This window comes from Stenotrophomonas sp. STEN035 (genome assembly GCF_056759935.1).
This window is the reverse complement of record NZ_JBRRDY010000019.1, coordinates 1-19,406: the sequence shown is the minus strand read 5'-3', so window position 1 is coordinate 19,406 and position 19,406 is coordinate 1. Positions and strand designations below refer to the sequence as shown.

31 protein-coding genes are annotated in these 19,406 nt (G+C 61.0%); all 31 read left to right on the top strand.

All coding sequences use genetic code 11. The annotated features are described in order from the left end of the window. Window positions 1-5: 5 nt before the first annotated feature. The 31 genes from tuf to ACVOLL_RS11595 all read left to right on the top strand — a co-directional run bounded on the left by tuf (window position 6) and on the right by ACVOLL_RS11595 (window position 19,259). Window positions 6-1,196: an elongation factor Tu gene (gene tuf / locus ACVOLL_RS11745; RefSeq protein ID WP_481513040.1), complete on the top strand. Its 1,191-nt coding sequence runs from the start codon at window positions 6-8 to the stop codon at window positions 1,194-1,196. A gap of 1,109 nt (window positions 1,197-2,305) precedes the next feature. Continuing rightward, window positions 2,306-2,617, top strand: coding sequence for a 30S ribosomal protein S10 (gene rpsJ, locus ACVOLL_RS11740; protein ID WP_010341589.1), 312 nt, complete (start codon window positions 2,306-2,308; stop codon window positions 2,615-2,617). 11 nt (window positions 2,618-2,628) lie between these two features. Continuing rightward, window positions 2,629-3,279 (top strand): 50S ribosomal protein L3, encoded by a 651-nt coding sequence (gene rplC / locus ACVOLL_RS11735; protein WP_282270285.1) that lies wholly within the window; start codon window positions 2,629-2,631, stop codon window positions 3,277-3,279. Between the two features lie 12 nt (window positions 3,280-3,291). Then, window positions 3,292-3,897 (top strand): 50S ribosomal protein L4, encoded by a 606-nt coding sequence (rplD, locus tag ACVOLL_RS11730; RefSeq protein ID WP_481513039.1) that lies wholly within the window; start codon window positions 3,292-3,294, stop codon window positions 3,895-3,897. Then, window positions 3,894-4,193: a 50S ribosomal protein L23 gene (gene rplW / locus ACVOLL_RS11725; protein ID WP_057629589.1), complete on the top strand. Its 300-nt coding sequence runs from the start codon at window positions 3,894-3,896 to the stop codon at window positions 4,191-4,193. The genes rplD and rplW overlap by 4 nt, the downstream gene beginning before the upstream one ends. A 10-nt stretch (window positions 4,194-4,203) precedes the next feature. Beyond that, window positions 4,204-5,031, top strand: a complete 828-nt coding sequence (gene rplB, locus ACVOLL_RS11720) for a 50S ribosomal protein L2 (protein ID WP_057629590.1) — start codon at window positions 4,204-4,206, stop codon at window positions 5,029-5,031. A gap of 6 nt (window positions 5,032-5,037) precedes the next feature. Then, window positions 5,038-5,307 carry a 30S ribosomal protein S19 gene (gene rpsS, locus ACVOLL_RS11715; protein WP_057629591.1) on the top strand — a complete coding sequence of 90 codons (270 nt, stop codon included), beginning with the start codon at window positions 5,038-5,040 and terminating at the stop codon, window positions 5,305-5,307. A 12-nt stretch (window positions 5,308-5,319) separates the two neighbouring features. Continuing rightward, a complete protein-coding gene (rplV, locus tag ACVOLL_RS11710) occupies window positions 5,320-5,655 on the top strand; it encodes a 50S ribosomal protein L22 (RefSeq protein ID WP_017355410.1) in 336 nt (111 codons plus the stop codon). A gap of 18 nt (window positions 5,656-5,673) precedes the next feature. Then, the gene (gene rpsC / locus ACVOLL_RS11705) at window positions 5,674-6,408 is read left to right on the top strand and encodes a 30S ribosomal protein S3 (protein WP_057629592.1); all 735 of its coding nucleotides are present in this window, start codon (window positions 5,674-5,676) and stop codon (window positions 6,406-6,408) included. 5 nt (window positions 6,409-6,413) lie between these two features. After that, window positions 6,414-6,827 (top strand): 50S ribosomal protein L16, encoded by a 414-nt coding sequence (gene rplP / locus ACVOLL_RS11700; protein WP_282270271.1) that lies wholly within the window; start codon window positions 6,414-6,416, stop codon window positions 6,825-6,827. Then, window positions 6,827-7,012, top strand: a complete 186-nt coding sequence (rpmC, locus tag ACVOLL_RS11695) for a 50S ribosomal protein L29 (protein ID WP_054657204.1) — start codon at window positions 6,827-6,829, stop codon at window positions 7,010-7,012. The genes rplP and rpmC overlap by 1 nt, the downstream gene beginning before the upstream one ends. 11 nt (window positions 7,013-7,023) lie before the next feature. Further along, window positions 7,024-7,293, top strand: coding sequence for a 30S ribosomal protein S17 (gene rpsQ / locus ACVOLL_RS11690; RefSeq protein WP_481513038.1), 270 nt, complete (start codon window positions 7,024-7,026; stop codon window positions 7,291-7,293). A 13-nt stretch (window positions 7,294-7,306) separates the two neighbouring features. Further along, complete coding sequence (gene rplN, locus ACVOLL_RS11685; RefSeq protein WP_019186153.1) at window positions 7,307-7,675, top strand: 50S ribosomal protein L14; 369 nt, start codon at window positions 7,307-7,309, stop codon at window positions 7,673-7,675. 16 nt (window positions 7,676-7,691) lie between these two features. Continuing rightward, entirely contained in the window at window positions 7,692-8,009 is a 318-nt protein-coding gene (gene rplX, locus ACVOLL_RS11680; RefSeq protein WP_017355416.1) for a 50S ribosomal protein L24, read from the top strand. 10 nt (window positions 8,010-8,019) lie between these two features. Beyond that, window positions 8,020-8,562: a 50S ribosomal protein L5 gene (rplE, locus tag ACVOLL_RS11675; RefSeq protein WP_057629596.1), complete on the top strand. Its 543-nt coding sequence runs from the start codon at window positions 8,020-8,022 to the stop codon at window positions 8,560-8,562. A gap of 18 nt (window positions 8,563-8,580) precedes the next feature. Beyond that, complete coding sequence (gene rpsN / locus ACVOLL_RS11670) at window positions 8,581-8,886, top strand: 30S ribosomal protein S14 (RefSeq protein ID WP_481513037.1); 306 nt, start codon at window positions 8,581-8,583, stop codon at window positions 8,884-8,886. Window positions 8,887-9,105: 219 nt separating this feature from the next. Continuing rightward, on the top strand, window positions 9,106-9,504 hold the full coding sequence (gene rpsH / locus ACVOLL_RS11665; RefSeq protein WP_481513036.1) for a 30S ribosomal protein S8: 399 nt from the start codon (window positions 9,106-9,108) through the stop codon (window positions 9,502-9,504). Between the two features lie 15 nt (window positions 9,505-9,519). Beyond that, window positions 9,520-10,047, top strand: coding sequence for a 50S ribosomal protein L6 (rplF, locus tag ACVOLL_RS11660; RefSeq protein WP_346500432.1), 528 nt, complete (start codon window positions 9,520-9,522; stop codon window positions 10,045-10,047). A gap of 33 nt (window positions 10,048-10,080) precedes the next feature. Next, window positions 10,081-10,434: a 50S ribosomal protein L18 gene (gene rplR / locus ACVOLL_RS11655; protein WP_303749035.1), complete on the top strand. Its 354-nt coding sequence runs from the start codon at window positions 10,081-10,083 to the stop codon at window positions 10,432-10,434. A gap of 162 nt (window positions 10,435-10,596) precedes the next feature. Then, window positions 10,597-11,139 carry a 30S ribosomal protein S5 gene (gene rpsE, locus ACVOLL_RS11650; protein WP_057629601.1) on the top strand — a complete coding sequence of 181 codons (543 nt, stop codon included), beginning with the start codon at window positions 10,597-10,599 and terminating at the stop codon, window positions 11,137-11,139. After that, on the top strand, window positions 11,132-11,323 hold the full coding sequence (gene rpmD, locus ACVOLL_RS11645) for a 50S ribosomal protein L30 (protein ID WP_481513035.1): 192 nt from the start codon (window positions 11,132-11,134) through the stop codon (window positions 11,321-11,323). The genes rpsE and rpmD overlap by 8 nt, the downstream gene beginning before the upstream one ends. A 6-nt stretch (window positions 11,324-11,329) precedes the next feature. Then, entirely contained in the window at window positions 11,330-11,773 is a 444-nt protein-coding gene (gene rplO / locus ACVOLL_RS11640; protein ID WP_057629603.1) for a 50S ribosomal protein L15, read from the top strand. 7 nt (window positions 11,774-11,780) lie between these two features. After that, complete coding sequence (gene secY / locus ACVOLL_RS11635; protein WP_282270254.1) at window positions 11,781-13,136, top strand: preprotein translocase subunit SecY; 1,356 nt, start codon at window positions 11,781-11,783, stop codon at window positions 13,134-13,136. Window positions 13,137-13,483: 347 nt separating this feature from the next. Further along, window positions 13,484-13,840, top strand: coding sequence for a 30S ribosomal protein S13 (gene rpsM / locus ACVOLL_RS11630; RefSeq protein WP_057633111.1), 357 nt, complete (start codon window positions 13,484-13,486; stop codon window positions 13,838-13,840). A 12-nt stretch (window positions 13,841-13,852) separates the two neighbouring features. Then, window positions 13,853-14,245, top strand: a complete 393-nt coding sequence (rpsK, locus tag ACVOLL_RS11625) for a 30S ribosomal protein S11 (RefSeq protein WP_057629606.1) — start codon at window positions 13,853-13,855, stop codon at window positions 14,243-14,245. A gap of 14 nt (window positions 14,246-14,259) precedes the next feature. Beyond that, on the top strand, window positions 14,260-14,889 hold the full coding sequence (gene rpsD / locus ACVOLL_RS11620; RefSeq protein ID WP_057629607.1) for a 30S ribosomal protein S4: 630 nt from the start codon (window positions 14,260-14,262) through the stop codon (window positions 14,887-14,889). Between the two features lie 54 nt (window positions 14,890-14,943). After that, the gene (locus ACVOLL_RS11615) at window positions 14,944-15,942 is read left to right on the top strand and encodes a DNA-directed RNA polymerase subunit alpha (RefSeq protein ID WP_062169013.1); all 999 of its coding nucleotides are present in this window, start codon (window positions 14,944-14,946) and stop codon (window positions 15,940-15,942) included. A 194-nt stretch (window positions 15,943-16,136) separates the two neighbouring features. Further along, window positions 16,137-16,523, top strand: a complete 387-nt coding sequence (gene rplQ, locus ACVOLL_RS11610) for a 50S ribosomal protein L17 (protein ID WP_481509903.1) — start codon at window positions 16,137-16,139, stop codon at window positions 16,521-16,523. 145 nt (window positions 16,524-16,668) lie between these two features. Beyond that, window positions 16,669-17,184: a disulfide bond formation protein B gene (locus ACVOLL_RS11605; protein ID WP_481513034.1), complete on the top strand. Its 516-nt coding sequence runs from the start codon at window positions 16,669-16,671 to the stop codon at window positions 17,182-17,184. A 28-nt stretch (window positions 17,185-17,212) separates the two neighbouring features. Further along, on the top strand, window positions 17,213-18,580 hold the full coding sequence (locus tag ACVOLL_RS11600) for a class II 3-deoxy-7-phosphoheptulonate synthase (protein WP_481513033.1): 1,368 nt from the start codon (window positions 17,213-17,215) through the stop codon (window positions 18,578-18,580). Between the two features lie 235 nt (window positions 18,581-18,815). Then, window positions 18,816-19,259: an REP-associated tyrosine transposase gene (locus ACVOLL_RS11595; RefSeq protein WP_481513083.1), complete on the top strand. Its 444-nt coding sequence runs from the start codon at window positions 18,816-18,818 to the stop codon at window positions 19,257-19,259. Window positions 19,260-19,406 lie beyond the last annotated feature (147 nt).

Here is a 19,406-nt window from a genome sequence, read left to right as displayed (position 1 = left end):
CAACAATGTCCAAGAGTAAGTTCGAGCGCACCAAGCCGCACGTCAACGTCGGCACCATCGGCCACGTCGATCATGGCAAGACCACCCTGACCGCAGCACTGACCAAGATCGGTGCAGAGCGCTTCGGCGGCGAGTTCAAGGATTACTCCTCGATCGATGCCGCGCCGGAAGAAAAGGCACGTGGTATCACGATCTCGACCGCACACGTCGAGTACGAATCCGCTTCGCGCCATTACGCGCACGTGGATTGCCCGGGCCATGCTGACTACGTCAAGAACATGATCACCGGTGCTGCCCAGATGGACGGCGCGATCCTGGTCTGCTCGGCTGCTGACGGCCCGATGCCGCAGACCCGCGAGCACATCCTGCTGTCGCGTCAGGTCGGCGTGCCGTACATCGTTGTGTTCCTGAACAAGGCCGACATGGTTGACGATGCCGAGCTGCTGGAACTGGTCGAAATGGAAGTCCGCGAGCTGCTGAGCAAGTACGACTTCCCGGGCGACGACACCCCGATCGTGCACGGTTCGGCTCGTATGGCGCTGGAAGGCGACCAGAGCGAGATCGGCGTGCCGGCCATCCTGAAGCTGGTCGATGCACTGGACAGCTGGATCCCGACCCCGGAGCGCGACGTCGACAAGCCGTTCCTGATGCCGGTGGAAGACGTGTTCTCGATCTCGGGCCGCGGCACCGTGGTGACCGGTCGTATCGAGCGCGGCGTGATCAAGGTCGGCGAAGAAATCGAAATCGTCGGTATCCGTCCGGTCCAGAAGACCACCGTCACCGGCGTGGAAATGTTCCGCAAGCTGCTGGACCAGGGTCAGGCAGGTGACAACGCCGGTCTGCTGCTGCGCGGCACCAAGCGTGACGACGTCGAGCGTGGCCAGGTTCTGGCCAAGCCGGGTTCGATCAAGCCGCACACCCAGTTCGAAGCCGAAGTCTACGTTCTGTCGAAGGACGAAGGCGGCCGTCACACCCCGTTCTTCAAGGGCTACCGTCCGCAGTTCTACTTCCGTACCACCGACATCACCGGCGCTTGCGAGCTGCCGGAAGGCGTCGAGATGGTGATGCCGGGCGACAACGTCAAGATGACCGTCACCCTGATCAACCCGGTGGCAATGGACGAAGGCCTGCGCTTCGCAATCCGTGAAGGTGGCCGTACCGTCGGCGCCGGCGTGGTTGCAAAGATCGTTGCCTAATAACGCCACGCTTCCTCGCGAAGCAAGGTGTTGAAGAAGGGCGGCCTCTGGGCCGCCCTTTTTTGTTTGTTCTGTGGGCGGGGTGGGGCGTAGTTGGGGCTTCGTGCGGCGTTTCTGTTTGACGCTTGTGGCGGATGCTTCAGAGGCTGGAGGTTTCGGCGGCAAAAGCTCCAAGGGTGATGGGCTTTGACGGTTCGAGGCTTCAATTGGCTAAAAAGCCAGAAGCTGGAAGTCGGGGGTCAAAAGCAAAAAGTCAAAAGCTTCCCCTCACCCCAACCCCTCTCCCGTAAACGGGAGAGGGGCTCGCAATGCGTCGACTGCTGGTGCACTGCGAGCGCACGCAATCCTGGCCCCTCTCCCGTTTACGGGAGAGGGGTTGGGGTGAGGGCAGCTTTTCGCGGAAAGTTCGGAAAATCTGAATAGGCGCGACTGCAGTCGCGGCGGATTTTTACTTCGGCTCGGCCCGCATGGATAATGGTGTTCTCCAGTGGAAGTGGCGGGGGCGGCGCATTCACATTCGGGTCTGTCCAGGGCCTGGCTGGCTTCGGCCAGCACGGGTGCTGGGCCTGGGGCGGGGTAGGGTGCCAGCGCAGTAGCGTTACGCGGGTTTCCCGGCCTTCCCGCTGTCGCGCCTGCCATCCGGCCATTCATCCCGCAGTTAGCCGGGATATCCGCAGCCGCGCAGATCCGCCGCGCGGTTGCCAGGGCCAAAACCCGCGTATACGCGAAAAACGCCGTAAATCCTGCTGCCAGCTGAAGTACCCCATACCTCGGCAGAGGGGTGAGTTGCAATAGGAAAAGAATACTGACAGAATGCACGACCACTCGCGGAAGGGCTCGTTTACGAGAATTCCGCAACCAGCGAAAAGAGGGGCAGGACGCACCTCGTATTCGCCAGACAAGGACAGGTCGCATGGGAGGCACTCCGTTCAACGGGGTGTTTTTTGTGCGTTTGAACAAGTCTGGGGCGGGCCGGGAAACCGGGCCGCCTTGCTGTTATGAAAGGATTCGCGCGACGGGCAGTGCTTCGGCGCTAAACGTCGTTTTCATGGGGTTCGGCACACTCAGGGGCCGAACCTGTCGCTCTTTAGACCCATAGGAATACCGTCATGGCGGACCAAAAGATCCGAATTCGGTTGAAGGCGTTTGATCATCGTTTGATCGACCGTTCGGCCAGCGAGATCGTTGAAACGGCAAAGCGGACCGGCGCGCAAGTGCGTGGCCCGATCCCTCTGCCCACCAAGATCGAGCGTTACACCATCCTCGTCTCCCCGCACGTCGACAAAGACGCGCGTGACCAGTACGAGACCCGCACGCATAAGCGCGTGCTCGATATCGTCGACCCCAACGACAAGACCGTGGACGCGCTGATGAAGCTCGAACTGGCTGCCGGCGTCGACGTTCAGATCAAGCTGACCTAAGGACTACGACCATGACGAAGAAATATTCGTTGGGCTTCGTGGGCCGCAAGGCTGGCATGAGCCGCGTTTTCACTGAAGATGGCCAGTCCATCCCAGTGACCCTGATTGAAGCAACCCCGAACCGCATCGCGCAGATCAAGACCGTCGAAACCGACGGCTACAGCGCCGTGCAGGTGACCGTCGGCGCTCGTCGCGCTGCGCTGGTCAACAAGCCGGAAGCCGGTCACTTCGCCAAGGCGAAGGTCGAAGCCGGTCGTGGCCTGTGGGAATTCCGCGTTGAAGACGCACAGATCGGCGATTTCGCCGTCGGTGGCGAAATCAAGGCAGACATCTTTGAAGTCGGCCAGACGGTTGACGTCCAGGGCGTCACCAAGGGTAAGGGCTTCCAGGGCACCATCAAGCGCTACAACTTCCGTATGGGCGATGCAACCCACGGTAACTCGCTGTCGCATCGCGCGCCGGGTTCCTTGGGCCAGCGCCAGACCCCGGGTCGCGTTTTCCCGGGCAAGAAGATGTCCGGCCACATGGGTTCGGTGCAGCAGAGCACGCAGAATCTGGAAGTGGTCAAGGTCGATGTCGAGCGTGGTCTGATTGCCATCCGCGGCGCCGTGCCTGGCGCAGCCGGTGGTGACGTGATCGTGCGTCCGGCTAGCAAGGCATAAGGAGAGATGACGATGGAACTCGTTATCACGGGTAGCAACAACAAGGTCTCGGTCTCCGACGCCGTGTTCGGTCGCGATTTCAGCGAAGATCTGGTTCACCAGGTCGTCGTTGCCTACCGCAACGCCGCACGTTCGGGCACCAAGGCACAGAAGACGCGTTCTGAAGTGGCTGGTACCACCAAGAAGTCGAAGAAGCAGAAGGGTGGTGGCGCTCGTCACGGTGCCCTGACCGCTCCGATCTTCGTCGGCGGTGGTGTCACCTTCGCGGCCAAGCCGCGTAGCTTCGAACAGAAGGTCAATCGTAAGCAGTATCGCGCCGCCATGTGCGCCATCCTGTCCGAGCTGAACCGCCAGGGCCGCCTGACCATCGTTGAGTCGTTCGATGTCGAAGCGACCAGCACCAAGGCTCTGATCACCAAGCTGGCTGGCCTGGAAGTGGGCAAGCGCCCGCTGATCGTCACCGAAGAAGCTTCCGAGCACCTGTACCTGTCGGCTCGCAACATTCCCTACGTGGAAGTGCGTGACGTGCAGGGTCTGGACCCGGTTTCGCTGGTCGGTGCCGACACGGTCGTCATCACCGCTGACGCGGTCAAGAAGGTCGAGGAGTGGCTGGCATGAGCGCCAACGAAAAAATCTTCAGCGTGCTGCGTGCACCGCGAGTCTCTGAAAAGACCGCGCGCCTGCAGGAAATCTCCAACCAATACGTCTTCGAAGTTTCGAACGAAGCCACCAAGGCCGATGTAAAGGCCGCGGTTGAGCAGTTGTTCGACGTCAAGGTCGAGTCGGTCAATGTGCTGAACGTGAAGGGCAAGAACAAGTCCTTCCGTAACCGTGCAGGCCGCCGCGGCGATTGGCGCAAGGCGTATGTGCGTCTCGCCGATGGCCAGTCCATCGATGTAACGGCCAAGGCCTGAGGTACATCCCATGCCATTGATGAAATTCAAACCCACTTCTCCCGGCCGTCGTTCGGCCGTGCGCGTGGTCACTCCTGATCTGCACAAAGGCGCGCCGCATGCTGCGTTGCTGGAGCCGCAGAGCAAGTCCGGCGGTCGTAACCACCACGGCCGCATCACCACCCGTCACGTGGGTGGTGGTCACAAGCAGCACTACCGTCTGATCGACTTCAAGCGCAACAAGGAAGGCATTCCGGCACGCGTGGAACGTATCGAATACGATCCGAACCGCACTGCCCATATCGCCCTGCTGTGCTACGTCGACGGCGAGCGTCGCTACATCATCGCCCCGAAGGGCCTGAAGGCTGGTGACCAGGTCATCTCGGGTGCTCACGCCCCGATCAAGACCGGTAACACCCTGCCGCTGCGCAACATCCCGGTCGGTACCACCGTCCACGGGATCGAGCTGAAGCCGGGCAAGGGCGCTCAGATCGCTCGTGCCGCTGGTGCAGGCGTGCAGCTGGTCGCTCGTGAAGGTATCTACGCCACCCTGCGTCTGCGCTCGGGTGAAATGCGTAAGGTGCCGGTCGAATGCCGCGCCACCATCGGTGAAGTCGGTAACGACGAGCACAACCTGGAAAAGCTGGGCAAGGCTGGTGCCAAGCGCTGGCGCGGCGTCAAGCCGACCGTCCGCGGTGCGGCCATGAACCCGGTGGATCACCCGCACGGTGGTGGTGAAGCCAAGGCCGGCCAGGGTAATCCGCATCCGGTCACCCCGTGGGGTGTTCCGACCAAGGGTTACAAGACGCGTCATAACAAGCGCACTCAGCAGTTCATCGTCCGCGATCGTAGGGGCTAATCGACCATGGCACGTTCACTTAAGAAGGGCCCGTTCGTCGATCACCACCTCGTCAAGAAGGTGGAGGCCGCTGCGGGTAGCAAGAAGCCGATCAAGACCTGGTCGCGCCGTTCGATGATCCTGCCGGAAATGGTAGGCGTCACCATCGCCGTTCATAACGGTAAGAACCACGTTCCAGTGCTCGTCAACGAGAACATGGTCGGCCACAAGCTCGGCGAATTTGCCGTCACCCGGACCTTCAAGGGTCACGGTGGCGACAAGAAGTCGGGCAAGTAAGGAGAGATGACAATGGAAGCGAAAGCAATCCTGCGCTCCGCGCGCATCTCTGCGCAGAAGGCTCGTCTGGTCGCTGACCAGGTGCGCGGTCTGCCGGCCGAGCGTGCGGTCAACCTGCTGAAGTTTTCGGATAAGAAGGCTGCCCACCTGATCAAGAAGGTGGTGGAGTCGGCTATCGCAAATGCCGAAAACAACCAGGGCGCTGACGTCGACGAGCTGAAGGTCCAGACCATCATGGTAGATGAAGGTCCGACCCTGAAGCGTTTCATGGCGCGGGCGAAAGGCCGCGGTACCCGCATCCTCAAGCGCACCAGCCACATCACTGTGGTTGTGGGCGCCGGCAAGTAAGCGGAAAGGATAAAGACCATGGGTCATAAAGTTCATCCGGTTGGTATCCGCCTCGGTATTTCCAAGGACTGGAACTCCAAGTGGTACGCCAACAAGGCCGAGTTTGCTGGTTACCTGGCAGCCGACCTGAAAGTTCGCGAGATGCTGCGCAAGAAGCTTGCTCAGGCCGGTATCTCCAAGATCCTCATCGAGCGTCCGGCAAAGACGGCTCGCGTGACGATCCACACCGCCCGTCCGGGCGTGGTGATCGGCAAGCGTGGTGAGGACATCGAAAAGCTGCGTAAGGAAGTGAGCGAAATGATGGGCGTCCCGGCGCACATCAACGTCACCGAAGTGCGCAAGCCGGAGTTGGACGCACAGCTGGTTGCCGAGTCGATCGCGCAGCAGCTGGAGCGCCGCATCATGTTCCGCCGTGCAATGAAGCGCTCGGTCGGCAACGCGATGCGCCTGGGTGCCTTGGGCATCAAGGTCAACGTCGGCGGCCGCTTGAACGGCGCTGAAATCGCCCGTTCGGAGTGGTACCGCGAAGGCCGCGTGCCGTTGCACACCCTGCGTGCGGATATCGACTACGGTTTCGCTGAAGCCAGCACCACCTACGGCATCATCGGCATCAAGGTTTGGATCTACAAGGGTGAAGTCTTTGATTTCTCCCAGGTTGGCCAGGAAAAGCAGGACGACAGCCCGCGCAACGATCGTAACGATCGCGGCGACCGCGGTGACCGTCCGTCGCGCCCGGCTCGTGAAGCGAGGTAACGGCAATGTTGCAACCCAAGCGAACCAAATACCGCAAGATGTTCAAGGGCCGCAATGACGGCCTGAGCTGGAGCGCCAACGCCGTCAGCTTCGGCGAGTTCGGCCTGAAGGCTACTGCCCACGGTCAGCTGACCGCGCGTCAGATCGAAGCGGCTCGCCGCTCGATCAGCCGCTACGTCAAGCGCGGTGGCAAGATGTGGATCCGTGTGTTCCCCGACAAGCCGATCACCAAGAAGCCCATCGAAGTCCGAATGGGTGCTGGTAAGGGTGGCGTGGAATACTGGGTCGCTCAGATCCAGCCGGGCCGCATGATTTATGAAGTCGAGGGTGTGACCGAGGAAGTGGCACGCGAGGCGTTCCGCCTGGCCGCTGCCAAGCTCTCGGTGACCACCACTTTCGTAACCCGGACGGTGCGCTGATGGACATCAAACAACTCCGCGAGAAGTCGGCTGACGAACTCAAGGCCCACCTGACCGACCTGCGTAAGGAGCAGTTCTCGCTCCGTATGCAGCAGGTCACCGGCCAGCTGCCGAAGACCCACGAAACCCGCCGGGTGCGTCGCGAGATTGCTCGCGTCAAGCACCTGATCGGCAGCACGAAGTAAGGATGGCTGCTATGAGCGAAAATACTGAAAAGAAGACGCTGCGCACGGTCGAAGGCCGTGTCGTCAGCAACAAGATGGACAAGACGGTCACCGTGTTGGTGGAGCGCCAGGTCAAGCACCCGTTGTACGGCAAGTACATCAAGCGCTCGTCCAAGCTGCACGCACACGACGCCGACAACACCTGTAAAGAAGGTGATGTCGTTCGTGTGACCGAGATTGCTCCGATGTCCAAGACCAAGAACTGGCGCGTGGTGGAAGTCATCATGCGTGCGGCTGAATAAGGAGATCTGACTCATGATCCAGATGCAGAGCTACCTTGATGCTGCGGACAATTCCGGTGCCAAGGAACTGATGTGCATCAAGGTGCTTGGTGGTTCCAAGCGCCGTTATGCCCACATCGGCGACATCATCAAGGTCACCGTGAAGGACGCAATCCCGCGCGGCAAAGTCAAGAAGGGTGAAGTGTATGACGCCGTCGTGGTGCGTACCCGTAAGGGTGTGCGTCGCGCCGATGGCTCGCTGATCCGTTTCGACGGCAACGCTGCGGTCCTGCTCAACAACAAGCAAGAGCCGATCGGCACCCGCATCTTCGGACCGGTGACCCGTGAACTTCGTTCCGAGAAGTTCATGAAGATCGTCTCGCTCGCTCCCGAAGTTCTGTGAGCGCCAGGAGATAATCATGGCTAACCGTATCAAGAAGGGCGACCAGGTCGTCGTCAACACCGGCAAGGACAAGGGCAAGCAGGGCGAAGTCGTCCGCGTCGACGGCGATCGTGTGATCGTCGCCAACGTGAACATCGTCAAGCGCCACACCAAGCCGAACCCGCAGGCAGGCGTTGCCGGCGGCGTGGTCGAGCGTGAAGCGTCGATCCATATCTCCAACGTGAATGTGCTGAACCCGGCTTCGGGCAAGGGCGAGCGCGTTGGCTTCAAGGTGCTGGAGGATGGACGCAAACTGCGTGTGTTCCGCTCCAGCGGTGAGGCGCTCGACGCCTAAGGACTGACCGATGAATTCACGTCTCGAAAAGTTTTACAAGGAAGAAGTGGTACCGGCGCTGACCAAGCAGTTCGGTTACACCAATCCGATGCAGGTCCCGCGTCTGGTCAAGGTCACCTTGAACATGGGCGTTGGTGAAGCTGCGACCAACAAGAAGGTTCTTGAGAACGCCGTTGGCGACATGACCAAGATCACCGGCCAGAAGCCGGTCATCACCAAGTCGCGCGTCTCGGTGGCATCGTTCAAGATCCGTGATGGTTGGCCGATCGGCTGCAAGGTCACGCTGCGTCGTGACACCATGTTTGAGTTCCTGGATCGCCTGATCAACATCTCGCTGCCGCGCGTGCGTGACTTCCGCGGCGTGTCGGGTCGTTCGTTCGACGGTCGTGGCAACTTCAACATGGGTGTGAAGGAACAGATCATCTTCCCGGAAATCGATTTCGACGCCGTCGATGCGATCCGCGGTATGGATATCGCCATCACCACCACCGCCAAGACCGACGCGGAAGCGAAGGCGCTGCTCGCAGCGTTCAAGTTCCCGTTCCGTAACTGATTCGTCGAGGATACCGAAATGGCAAAGACCTCAATGGTCAACCGCGACATCAAGCGGAAGAAGCTGGCTCTGAAGTTCGCCGACAAGCGTGCAGCTCTGAAGAAGATCGTGTCCTCGGTGGACGCGAGCTACGAAGAGAAGGCTGAAGCCGTGATCAAGTTGTCGAAGCTGCCGCGCGATTCGTCGCCGAGCCGCCATCGCAACCGTTGCGAACTGTCGGGTCGTCCGCGTGGCGTGTACAGCAAGTTCGGCCTCGGCCGCAACAAGCTGCGCGAAGCCACCATGCGCGGTGACGTGCCGGGCCTGCGCAAGGCAAGCTGGTAAGCAACAACCCGCTGGGCGGACCGAAAGGCCCGCCCAGCAGGGCTTTCGGGTCAATCTGAAGGCAAAGCAAAAAGTCCGACGCAAGTCGGGCTTTTTGTCGTATAATCCCGCTCCTTGCCTGCCCGAAACAGGCGGCAGGTGCGTCAAGGGCCCTGGCCCATCCCAGGAAAACACAAGATTTTCGCGAAAGCGGATATCGGTGCACTCAAAGGTATCTACATGAGCATGACTGATCCCATCGCCGACCTGCTGGTACGCATTCGAAATGCGGCCGCGGTTGGCAAGCAGACGGTGAAAGCCCCGTCGTCCAAGGTCAAGGTGGCTATTGCCCAGGTCCTGAAGGACGAGGGTTACATCACCGACCTGCGCGTCAACAACATCGAAAACAACAAGGCCGAGCTCGAAATCGTCCTGAAGTATTTCGAAGGCAAGCCGGTCATCGCGACCCTGAAGCGCTTCTCGCGTTCGGGTCTGCGCCAGTACCGTGGCAAGTCCGAGCTGCCGAAGGTCATGAATGGCCTGGGTATCTCGATCATTTCCACCTCCAAGGGCATCATGACTGATGCGCAGGCGCGCCAGTTGGGCGTCGGCGGCGAAGTCCTGTGCTTCGTGGCCTAAGGGAAGGAGTCCACTATGTCCCGTGTAGCCAAGAAGCCGATCAACCTGCCCAAGGGCGTTGAACTGACCATCCAGCCGGAAGTTGTGAGCGTGAAGGGCCCGAAGGGCACCCTGTCGCTGAACAAGACCGCTGGCGTTGAAATCACTCTCGACAACGGCGTTGCCACGCTGAACCCGAAGGACATCTCCTTCGACGCGCTGGCTGGCACCGTGCGTGCGATCCTGGCCAACATGGTGCAGGGCGTGTCCGAAGGCTTCGAGCGCAAGCTTGAGCTGGTCGGCGTGGGTTACCGCGCTGCCATGCAGGGCAAGGACCTGAACCTGTCGCTGGGCTTCTCCCACCCTGTCCTGTTCGTGGCGCCGGAAGGCATCACCATCTCGACCCCGACGCAGACCGAAATCGTCGTGCAGGGCGTGGACAAGCAGGTTGTTGGTGAAGTCGCCGCCAAGATCCGTGGTTTCCGTCCGCCGGAGCCCTATAAGGGCAAGGGTGTGAAGTACGCCGGTGAAGTCATCATTCGCAAGGAAGCCAAGAAGGCCTAATTCTTAGGTTTTCAGCTTTCGAGGATAAAGAACATGAACAAGAACATCGCCCGTCTGCGTCGCGCCAAGTCGACCCGTTCGCACATCCGTACCCTGGGTGTTGCGCGCTTGTCGGTCCTGCGCACCGGTCAGCACCTGTACGCACAGATCTTCACTGCCGACGGTTCGCTGGTGCTGGCTGCTGCCAACACCGCACAGGCCGACGTCAAGGAAGGCCTGAAGAGCGGCAAGAACATGGAAGCCGCCACCAAGGTTGGCAAGCTGATTGCAGAGCGCGCCAAGGCTGCTGGTATCGAGAAGGTCGCTTTCGACCGCTCGGGCTACCGCTACCACGGTCGCATCAAGGCTCTTGCTGATGCTGCCCGCGAAGGCGGCCTGCAGTTCTAAGCAATACAGGAAAGGGGCCATTGGCCCCTTTCCGCCTGCCTGCCGGTACGGGTTTGTACCGGGCGCCCTTCGTTCTTCTGCAGCGTCTGGCGATTCATTGCGTCACTACACAACCATAAGCGGCTTCGAGCCGTACATAACCCAATCAATCAAGGAATCGAAATGGCAGAAGAGCGTCAGCAGCGGGGTCGCGATCGCGACCGTAACCGCGAAGAGAAAGTCGACGATGGCATGATCGAAAAGCTGGTCGCGGTCAACCGCGTCAGCAAGACCGTCAAGGGCGGTCGCCAGTTCACCTTCACCGCACTGACCGTGGTCGGTGATGGCGAAGGCAAGGTTGGCTTCGGTTACGGCAAGGCACGCGAAGTGCCGGTCGCCATCCAGAAGTCGATGGAGCAGGCTCGCAAGAACCAGGTCAGCGTTGATCTGAACAACGGCACGTTGTGGCACACCATCAAAGATGGTCACGGCGCAGCTCGCGTGTTCATGCAGCCGGCTTCGGAAGGTACTGGCGTCATCGCCGGCGGTGCCATGCGCGCCGTGCTGGAAGCCGTTGGCGTGAAGAACGTGCTGGCCAAGGCTGTGGGTTCGCGTAACCCGATCAACCTGGTCCGTGCCACCCTGAAGGGTCTGGCAGGTGCACAGTCCCCGGCCCGTATTGCTGCCAAGCGCGGCAAGAAGGTGGAGGATCTGAACCATGGCTAATGAAGTTGCCAAGACCGTCAAGGTGCGCCTCGTGCGCGGCCTGCGTGGCACCCAGTCGCGTCACCGCCTGTCGGTGCGTGCCCTGGGCCTGAACAAGCTCAATGATGTGCGTGAACTGAAAGACAGCCCGCAGGTTCGCGGTCTGATCAACAAGGTTCAGTACCTCGTCCAGGTTGAGGAGTAATCGACCATGACTATGCGTCTCAATGAACTGAGCCCGGCACCGGGCGCTCGTACCGAGCGTACCCGCGTCGGTCGCGGTATCGGCTCCGGCCTGGGCAAGACCTGCGGCCGCGGCCACAAGGGTTCGTTCGCTCGTAAGGGTGGCGGCAAGATCAAGGCTGGCTTCGAAGGCGGCCAGACCCCGATGCAGCGTCGTCTGCCGAAGATCGGCTTCTTCTCGCACAAGGCCAAGGACACTGCAGAAGTGCTGTCCTACCACCTTGATCGTCTGGAAGCTGGTGAGATCGATCTGGCCGCACTGCGTGCAGCCAAGCTGATCCCGTCGACCGCGAAGAAGGCCAAGGTCGTCTTCAAGGGCGAGCTGAGCAAGGCATTCACCCTGAAGGGTATTGCTGCTACTGCCGGCGCCAAGGCCGCGATCGAAGCTGCCGGCGGCAGCGTACAGGAGTAACTGGAACATGGCGCAAGCTGGCATCGGTAACCTCGCGGCAGGGGCAGGCAAGTTCACTGAACTTCGCCAACGCCTTCTGTTCGTACTTGGGGCATTGCTCGTCTATCGCATCGGCTGTTATGTGCCGGTGCCGGGCGTCAATCCCGAGGCCATGCTTGCGCTGATGCAGGCGCAGGGCGGCGGCATCGTGGACATGTTCAACATGTTCTCGGGCGGCGCCCTGCACCGTTTCAGTATCTTCGCGTTGAATGTGATGCCGTATATCTCGGCATCCATCGTGATGCAGCTGGCGGTCCACATCTTCCCGGCCTTGAAGGCCATGCAGAAGGAAGGTGAGTCTGGTCGTCGCAAGATCACCCAGTATTCGCGCATTGGCGCGGTGCTCCTGGCGGTAGTGCAGGGCGGCAGTATCGCGCTGGCACTGCAGAACCAGGTGTCGCCGGGCGGTGCACCGGTGGTGTATGCCCCGGGCATGGGCTTCGTGTTGACCGCGATCATCGCGCTCACCGCAGGCACCATCTTCCTGATGTGGGTGGGTGAGCAGGTGACCGAGCGTGGCATCGGCAACGGTGTGTCGCTGATCATCTTCGCAGGCATCGTGGCCGGCTTGCCGGCTGCGGTGATCCACACCGTCGAAGCCTACCGTGACGGCAACATGAGCTTCATCTCGTTGCTGATCATCGTGCTGGTGGTGCTGGCTTTCACCTACTTCGTGGTGTTCGTGGAGCGCGGTCAGCGTCGTATCACGGTCAATTACGCCCGCCGTCAGGGTGGCCGTAATGCCTATATGAACCAGACCTCGTTCCTGCCGCTGAAGCTCAACATGGCAGGTGTGATCCCGGCGATCTTCGCATCCAGCATCCTTGCCTTCCCGGCAACGCTGGCGATGTGGTCCGGTCAGGCCAGCTCGGCCACGTGGCTGCAGAAGGTGGCAAACGCGCTGGGTCCGGGCGAGCCGCTGCACATGATCGTGTTCGCTGCGTTGATCACCGGTTTTGCGTTCTTCTACACCGCGCTGGTGTTCAACTCGCAGGAAACCGCTGACAACCTGAAGAAGTCGGGCGCGCTGATTCCGGGCATCCGTCCGGGCAAGGCTACCGCTGATTACATCGATGCCGTGCTGACCCGTCTGACGGCTGCTGGCTCGCTGTATCTGGTGATCGTCTGTCTGCTGCCGGAAATCATGCGCACCCAGCTCAACGCCTCCTTCTACTTCGGCGGCACTTCGCTGCTGATCGTGGTGGTGGTGGTGATGGATTTCATCGCACAGGTTCAGGCACATCTGATGTCGCACCAGTACGAGAGCCTGTTGAAGAAGGCCAACCTGAAGGGCGGCAACCGCGGCGGTTTTGCACGCGGCTGATTCACCGGTTATACTTTCCGCTTCATAGCGAGAAACCCGCTCCGGTTCCCGGGGCGGCTTTCCAAACAGAAGGGCGGCCCCTGCAGCGGTTTCGGGTGGGGGTGTGATGTGGTTGTTCCGCGCGGGAGTAGCGCGGGCGGCTTGGAGACCTCTCTCCTTGCCAGGCACATCCGGCGCCGGAGCATGGGCACACTCCCCACGCCGGGCTTGTGGAACTGTATGTTCCACGGGCTTCCAAGCAAACCGAAGCCTTGTTAGTATCGCTAGTTCACATTTTTGATCCATCCTGCCGGATTGGCGCGCCTCATGGTGCGTATTCGGCCATCACTCAGCTGGAGAACCGCGTCATGGCGCGTATTGCAGGCGTCAACCTGCCAGCCCAGAAGCATGTCTGGGTCGGGTTGCAAAGCATTTACGGCATCGGCCGTACCCGTTCGAAGAAGGTCTGCGAAGTCGCAGGCGTTGCTTCGACCACCAAGATCCGCGATTTGTCGGAGCCGGAAATCGAGCGCCTGCGTCTCGAAGTCGGCAAGTACATTGTCGAAGGCGATCTGCGCCGCGAAATCGGTATCGCAATCAAGCGTCTGATGGACCTGGGTTGCTACCGCGGCCTGCGTCATCGTCGCGGTCTGCCGCTGCGTGGCCAGCGTACCCGTACCAACGCCCGCACCCGTAAGGGTCCGCGCAAGGCGATCAGGAAGTAAGGGACCTAAGAAATGGCTAAGCCCGCTGCTGCAAAAACCAAGAAGAAGATCAAGCGCGTCATCACTGATGGCGTTGCCCACGTCCACGCTTCGTTCAACAACACCATCGTGACCATCACCGACCGTCAGGGCAATGCACTGTCCTGGGCGACCTCCGGTGGCGCTGGCTTCCGTGGTTCGCGTAAGTCGACTCCGTTTGCTGCTCAGGTTGCCGCCGAAAAGGCTGGCAAGGCTGCGCTGGATTACGGCTTGAAGTCGCTGGAAGTCCGCATCAAGGGTCCGGGTCCGGGCCGTGAGTCGGCCGTACGTTCGTTGAACAACGTCGGCTATAAGATCACCAACATCATCGACGTGACGCCAATCCCGCACAACGGGTGCCGTCCGCCGAAGAAGCGTCGCGTCTAAAGGAGCGATAAGAAATGGCTCGTTATATCGGTCCTACCTGTAAGCTCGCCCGCCGCGAAGGCGCCGACCTCTCCCTGAAGAGCCCGGCCCGCGCGCTGGATTCCAAGTGCAAGCTGGAGCAGAAGCCCGGCCAGCACGGCGCCACTGCCCGTAAGGGCAAGCTGTCCGACTACGCTACCCAGCTGCGCGAAAAGCAGAAGGTCAAGCGTATCTACGGTCTGCTGGAGCGTCAGTTCCGCAACTACTACAAGAAGGCCTCGACCAAGAAGGGCAACACCGGCGAGAACCTGCTGCAGTTGTTGGAAACCCGTCTGGACAACGTCGTCTACCGCATGGGCTTCGCAGTGACCCGTCCGGCTGCTCGTCAGCTGGTCTCGCACCGCGGTGTCACGGTCAACGGCAAGTCGGTCAACCTGGCTTCGTACCAGATCAAGGCCGGCGACGCGATTGCGCTGTCTGAAAAGGCTGCCAAGCAGCTGCGCGTCCAGGAAGCCCTGGTCGTTGCCGAACAGCACGACCTCAGCCCGTCGTGGGTCGAAGTCGATTCGAAGAAGTTCAGCGGCGTCTTCAAGGCTGTGCCGGATCGTGCGGACCTGCCTGCGGATATCAACGAAGCGCTGATCGTCGAGTTGTATTCGAAGTAATTCACAATGGAGAACCTCCGGGTTGCACCGGAGGTTCGCAGGAGAACCCGCAACATGACGGTTACCGCAAACCAGGTTCTGCGTCCTCGCGGTCCGCAGATCGAACGCCTTACCGAGACCCGCGCCAAGGTCGTGATCGAGCCTTTGGAGCGTGGTTACGGGCATACGCTGGGCAACGCCCTGCGTCGCGTGCTGCTGTCGTCCATCCCGGGCTTCGCCATTACCGAAGTCGAGATCGACGGCGTGTTGCACGAGTACACCACTCTGGAAGGCCTGCAGGAAGACGTGCTTGACGTCCTGCTGAACCTGAAAGACGTGGCGATCCGTATGCACACCGGCGACAGCGCCACCGTTTCCCTGTCCAAGCAGGGTCCGGGTGTTGTCACCGCTGCCGACATCAAGGTTGACCACAACGTCGAAGTGATCAACGGCGACCATGTGATCTGCAACCTGACCAAGGACACTGCGATCAACATGCGTCTGAAGGTCGAGCGCGGTTTCGGCTATCAGCCGGCTGCTGCGCGTCGTCGTCCGGACGAAGAATCGCGTGCGATTGGTCGTCTGGTGCTGGACGCTTCGTTCTCGCCGGTCCGCCGCGTCGCTTATGCGGTGGAAGCCGCTCGCGTCGAACAGCGTACCGATCTGGACAAGCTGGTCATTGATATCGAAACCAACGGCACGATCGATGCCGAGGAAGCTGTCCGCACCGCGGCCGACATCCTCAGCGATCAGCTGTCGGTGTTCGGTGATTTCACCCACCGCGACCGCGGTGCAGCCAAGCCGGCCAACAACGGCGTGGATCCGGTGCTGCTGCGCCCGATCGACGACCTGGAACTGACCGTGCGTTCGGCCAACTGCCTCAAGGCTGAGAGCATTTACTACATCGGCGATCTGATCCAGAAGACCGAAGTTGAACTGCTCAAGACCCCGAACCTCGGCAAGAAGTCGCTGACCGAGATCAAGGAAGTGCTGGCCCAGCGCGGTCTGTCGCTTGGCATGAAGCTGGAGAACTGGCCGCCGGCCGGTGTCGCCGCTCACGGCATGCTCGGCTGATAAGTACTACCTGTTCCCCCGCATGGGCGACCATGCGGGGGAATATTGTTTCAGCAGTACCCGCATTGACGGTTAAACAACGCCGCAATGCCGGTCGTCCAGGACGGGCGACCAGGACCATCCGCAGTCCACTTTCAACGCCAGGATGGCGACAACGATGTCCAACGTTTCACCATTAACCAAGGAATACACCCATGCGTCATATGAAGTCGGGCCGCAAGTTCAACCGCACCAGCGCCCACCGCGAAGCAATGTTCAAGAACATGGCTGCGTCGCTGTTCAAGCACCAGCTGATCAAGACCACCCTGCCGAAGGCCAAGGAACTGCGCCGCGTTGCCGAGCCGCTGATCACCCTGGCCAAGGTTGATTCGGTTGCCAACCGTCGTCTGGCGTTCGCCCGCCTGCGTGACAAGGAAGCCGTAGGCATCCTGTTCACCATCCTGGGCCCGCGCTACGCCAACCGTCCGGGCGGCTACCTGCGCCTGCTGAAGTGCGGCTTCCGCGCTGGCGACAACGCTCCGATGGCTTACGTTGAACTGGTTGACCGTCCGGTCGCCGTTGCGGAAGAAGTCGGCGAGTAATCGCACGCTTCCGTCCAACGACGGATGCAGGAGAAGCCCGGCCTATGCCGGGCTTTTTTGTGTATGTGGTTACAGCTGCCATCACTGCTGATCGCGCGCGGATGGCCTGTTACTCTTGTTGCATTGTTCACTCCGGAAAGTTGCGATGAACCCTTTGCGTTGGAGTTTCCGCGCGCAGTGCCTGCTGGGCTTCCTGACCTGCGCAGGCCTGCTCGCATTTGCGATCTACATGCAGATCCAGATGGGGCTGGAACCGTGCCCGCTGTGCATCTACCAGCGCATCGCATTTGCCGCCGTCGGGGTGTTGTTCCTGCTCGGTGCGCTGCACGGGCCGTCCAGTCGCGGCGGTCGTGCCGGCTATGGCGTATTGACCTTGTTGGCCGCGCTGGTGGGCGTCGGCATCGCCGGGCGCCATGTCTACGTGCAGTTGTTGCCGAAGGACCTGGGTAGCAGCTGTGGCCCGCCATTGAGCTTCCTCGCCGAAACCATGGGCCCGTTCGAAGTGTTCCGCACCGTGCTGACCGGTACCGGTGACTGCGGCAACATCGACTGGACCTTCCTCGGCCTGAGCATGCCGATGTGGAGCCTGGTGTGGTTTGTGCTGCTTGCTGGCTGGGCCCTGTATGCCGGCCTGCGCACACGAAAAAAACGTTTGATCTGACTCTTTCACTTCTTCAACTGGTATCTGCATGAACGCTTCCTCCTCCCCGTCATCCGTCGCCACCGCCAGCAGCTGGGCGCCGGATAGCTGGCGTGGCAAGCCCGCGCTGCAGATGCCGACGTACCCCGATCCGCAGGCGCTGGAGGCCGCGTTGAGCGAGCTGCGGCAACTGCCGCCGCTGGTGACCTCGTGGGAGATCTTCGCGCTCAAGCAGCAGCTGGCCGAGGCGCAGGAAGGCAAGCGTTTCCTGCTGCAGGGCGGTGACTGCGCCGAGAACTTCGTCGACTGCGAATCGGGAACGATCTCCAATCGGCTCAAGGTGCTGCTGCAGATGAGCCTGGTGATGGTGCATGGCCTGCGCATGCCGGTGATCCGCGTTGGCCGCTTTGCCGGCCAGTACGCCAAGCCGCGCTCGGCCGATACCGAAACCCGCGACGGGGTGACCTTGCCCAGCTACCGCGGCGACGTGATCAATGCGCCGGCGTTCACCGAGGCTGCGCGCGTGCCTGATCCGCAGCGGATGATCACCGCGCATTCGCGCTCGGCGCTGACGATGAACTTCGTGCGTGCGCTGATCGATGGCGGCTTCGCTGATCTGCACCACCCCGAGTACTGGAACCTGGCGTGGATGCGCTGCTCGCCGCTGGCCGAGGAGTACCAGAAGATGGTGGCCTCGATCGGCGATGCGGTGCGCTTCATGGAGACCTTGTCGGGCTCGCAGGTGCACAACCTCAATCGGGTGGACTTCTACACCTCGCATGAAGCCCTGTTGCTGCCGTACGAGCAGGCGCTGACCCGGCAGGTGCCACGCCAGAACGGCTGGTTCAACCTGAGCACGCATTACCCGTGGATCGGCATGCGCACCGCGGCGCTGGATGGTGCGCACGTGGAGTACCTGCGTGGTGTGCGTAATCCGATTGCGATCAAGGTGGGGCCGTCGGTGCAGCCGGATCAGTTGCTGCGATTGATCGACGTATTGAACCCGGACGACGAGCCGGGGCGGCTGAGTTTCATCCACCGCATGGGGGCGGCGCAGATTGCCGACAAGCTGCCGCCGCTGCTGGATGCGATCAAGCGCGATGGTCGCCGCGTGCTGTGGGTCTGCGACGCCATGCACGGCAATACCGAGAGCACCAGCAACGGCTACAAGACCCGGCGGTTTGACAATATCCGTAGCGAGGTTGAGCTGTCCTTCGACCTGCATGCGGCGGCCGGAACGCGTCTGGGTGGCGTGCACCTGGAGTTGACCGGCGAGGATGTCACCGAATGCACTGGTGGCGCGCGTGAGCTCACCGAGCGCGACCTGGAACGCGCCTACCGCTCCAGTGTCGACCCGCGTTTGAACTACGAGCAATCGCTGGAGATCGCCATGGCCATCGTCCGCAAACAAGGCTGATGGTCGCACCTGTAGTGCCGAGCCATGCTCGGCAGGAGCGTTCCCGGCAAAGCATCACCTGTAGTGCCGAGCCATGCTCGGCAGAGGCTTTACCGGTAGTGCACCATCTGTAGTGCCGAGCCATGCTCGGCAGGGGCTTTACCGGTAATGCCACATGCCGAGCATGGCTCGGCACTACAGGTGCTTCCTTGAATCACTGACAGACCTTCTTGATCGCCGGCCTCAGGCTGCAGCGATGTCTAGTTCAAAATTGTTGCTCGGACGCGTTTCGCTGCTCAATAGCACTTACTCAATCACCACGGTAACCGACGGGCGAATGCCGCTGTTCGCCAACCCGCATAACGCCGAGCAGGTGATCGAGGCGCTCCATCATTGCGAACTCGCCGGAATCACCCACAGCCTTGCCTGGGTAGTGATGCCTGATCACCTGCATTGGCTGCTACAGCTCCAATCCGGATCGCTGGGCGCCTGCCTGCAGCGCCTGAAATCGCGCTCAGCAAGGGCCATCGGCGACGCAGGATCAATTTGGCAGACCGGCTATCACGATCACGCAATCAGGCGAGATGCGTCGCTGCGAGGTGTGGCCAATTACCTGCTGCATAACCCGGTGCGGGCGGGCCTATGCGAGCGAGCACAGGACTATCCATATGCGTGGTGCAGATGGGGCTGGCAGCTGTGATGTTGCGCGGCGCCGGAATTGCACATGTAGTGCCGAGCATGGCTCGGCACAAAAGGGGGAGAAAAATGGATTTACGGGCACGCCCAATCCGACCAATGGAACGCACAACAAGAGAGGCCTTAGGGATTTAGCGGCACCCCACAAGCC

Coding starts and splice junctions, on each gene's coding strand:
- rpsH (WP_481513036.1), top strand. CDS start 9,106: ATGAGCATGACTGATCCCATCGCCGACCTGCTGGTACGCATTCGAAAT.
- rpsQ (WP_481513038.1), top strand. CDS start 7,024: ATGAGCGAAAATACTGAAAAGAAGACGCTGCGCACGGTCGAAGGCCGT.
- rpsD (WP_057629607.1), top strand. CDS start 14,260: ATGGCTCGTTATATCGGTCCTACCTGTAAGCTCGCCCGCCGCGAAGGC.
- rplX (WP_017355416.1), top strand. CDS start 7,692: ATGGCTAACCGTATCAAGAAGGGCGACCAGGTCGTCGTCAACACCGGC.
- rpsK (WP_057629606.1), top strand. CDS start 13,853: ATGGCTAAGCCCGCTGCTGCAAAAACCAAGAAGAAGATCAAGCGCGTC.
- rplW (WP_057629589.1), top strand. CDS start 3,894: ATGAGCGCCAACGAAAAAATCTTCAGCGTGCTGCGTGCACCGCGAGTC.
- rplB (WP_057629590.1), top strand. CDS start 4,204: ATGCCATTGATGAAATTCAAACCCACTTCTCCCGGCCGTCGTTCGGCC.
- rplE (WP_057629596.1), top strand. CDS start 8,020: ATGAATTCACGTCTCGAAAAGTTTTACAAGGAAGAAGTGGTACCGGCG.
- rplC (WP_282270285.1), top strand. CDS start 2,629: ATGACGAAGAAATATTCGTTGGGCTTCGTGGGCCGCAAGGCTGGCATG.
- rpsS (WP_057629591.1), top strand. CDS start 5,038: ATGGCACGTTCACTTAAGAAGGGCCCGTTCGTCGATCACCACCTCGTC.
- rpmC (WP_054657204.1), top strand. CDS start 6,827: ATGGACATCAAACAACTCCGCGAGAAGTCGGCTGACGAACTCAAGGCC.
- ACVOLL_RS11615 (WP_062169013.1), top strand. CDS start 14,944: ATGACGGTTACCGCAAACCAGGTTCTGCGTCCTCGCGGTCCGCAGATC.
- rpsN (WP_481513037.1), top strand. CDS start 8,581: ATGGCAAAGACCTCAATGGTCAACCGCGACATCAAGCGGAAGAAGCTG.
- rplO (WP_057629603.1), top strand. CDS start 11,330: ATGACTATGCGTCTCAATGAACTGAGCCCGGCACCGGGCGCTCGTACC.
- rplP (WP_282270271.1), top strand. CDS start 6,414: ATGTTGCAACCCAAGCGAACCAAATACCGCAAGATGTTCAAGGGCCGC.
- rplN (WP_019186153.1), top strand. CDS start 7,307: ATGATCCAGATGCAGAGCTACCTTGATGCTGCGGACAATTCCGGTGCC.
- rpsJ (WP_010341589.1), top strand. CDS start 2,306: ATGGCGGACCAAAAGATCCGAATTCGGTTGAAGGCGTTTGATCATCGT.
- rplF (WP_346500432.1), top strand. CDS start 9,520: ATGTCCCGTGTAGCCAAGAAGCCGATCAACCTGCCCAAGGGCGTTGAA.
- rpsM (WP_057633111.1), top strand. CDS start 13,484: ATGGCGCGTATTGCAGGCGTCAACCTGCCAGCCCAGAAGCATGTCTGG.
- rplD (WP_481513039.1), top strand. CDS start 3,292: ATGGAACTCGTTATCACGGGTAGCAACAACAAGGTCTCGGTCTCCGAC.
- rplV (WP_017355410.1), top strand. CDS start 5,320: ATGGAAGCGAAAGCAATCCTGCGCTCCGCGCGCATCTCTGCGCAGAAG.
- rplR (WP_303749035.1), top strand. CDS start 10,081: ATGAACAAGAACATCGCCCGTCTGCGTCGCGCCAAGTCGACCCGTTCG.
- ACVOLL_RS11595 (WP_481513083.1), top strand. CDS start 18,816: ATGTCTAGTTCAAAATTGTTGCTCGGACGCGTTTCGCTGCTCAATAGC.
- ACVOLL_RS11605 (WP_481513034.1), top strand. CDS start 16,669: ATGAACCCTTTGCGTTGGAGTTTCCGCGCGCAGTGCCTGCTGGGCTTC.
- rpsC (WP_057629592.1), top strand. CDS start 5,674: ATGGGTCATAAAGTTCATCCGGTTGGTATCCGCCTCGGTATTTCCAAG.
- secY (WP_282270254.1), top strand. CDS start 11,781: ATGGCGCAAGCTGGCATCGGTAACCTCGCGGCAGGGGCAGGCAAGTTC.
- rplQ (WP_481509903.1), top strand. CDS start 16,137: ATGCGTCATATGAAGTCGGGCCGCAAGTTCAACCGCACCAGCGCCCAC.
- rpmD (WP_481513035.1), top strand. CDS start 11,132: ATGGCTAATGAAGTTGCCAAGACCGTCAAGGTGCGCCTCGTGCGCGGC.
- rpsE (WP_057629601.1), top strand. CDS start 10,597: ATGGCAGAAGAGCGTCAGCAGCGGGGTCGCGATCGCGACCGTAACCGC.
- ACVOLL_RS11600 (WP_481513033.1), top strand. CDS start 17,213: ATGAACGCTTCCTCCTCCCCGTCATCCGTCGCCACCGCCAGCAGCTGG.
- tuf (WP_481513040.1), top strand. CDS start 6: ATGTCCAAGAGTAAGTTCGAGCGCACCAAGCCGCACGTCAACGTCGGC.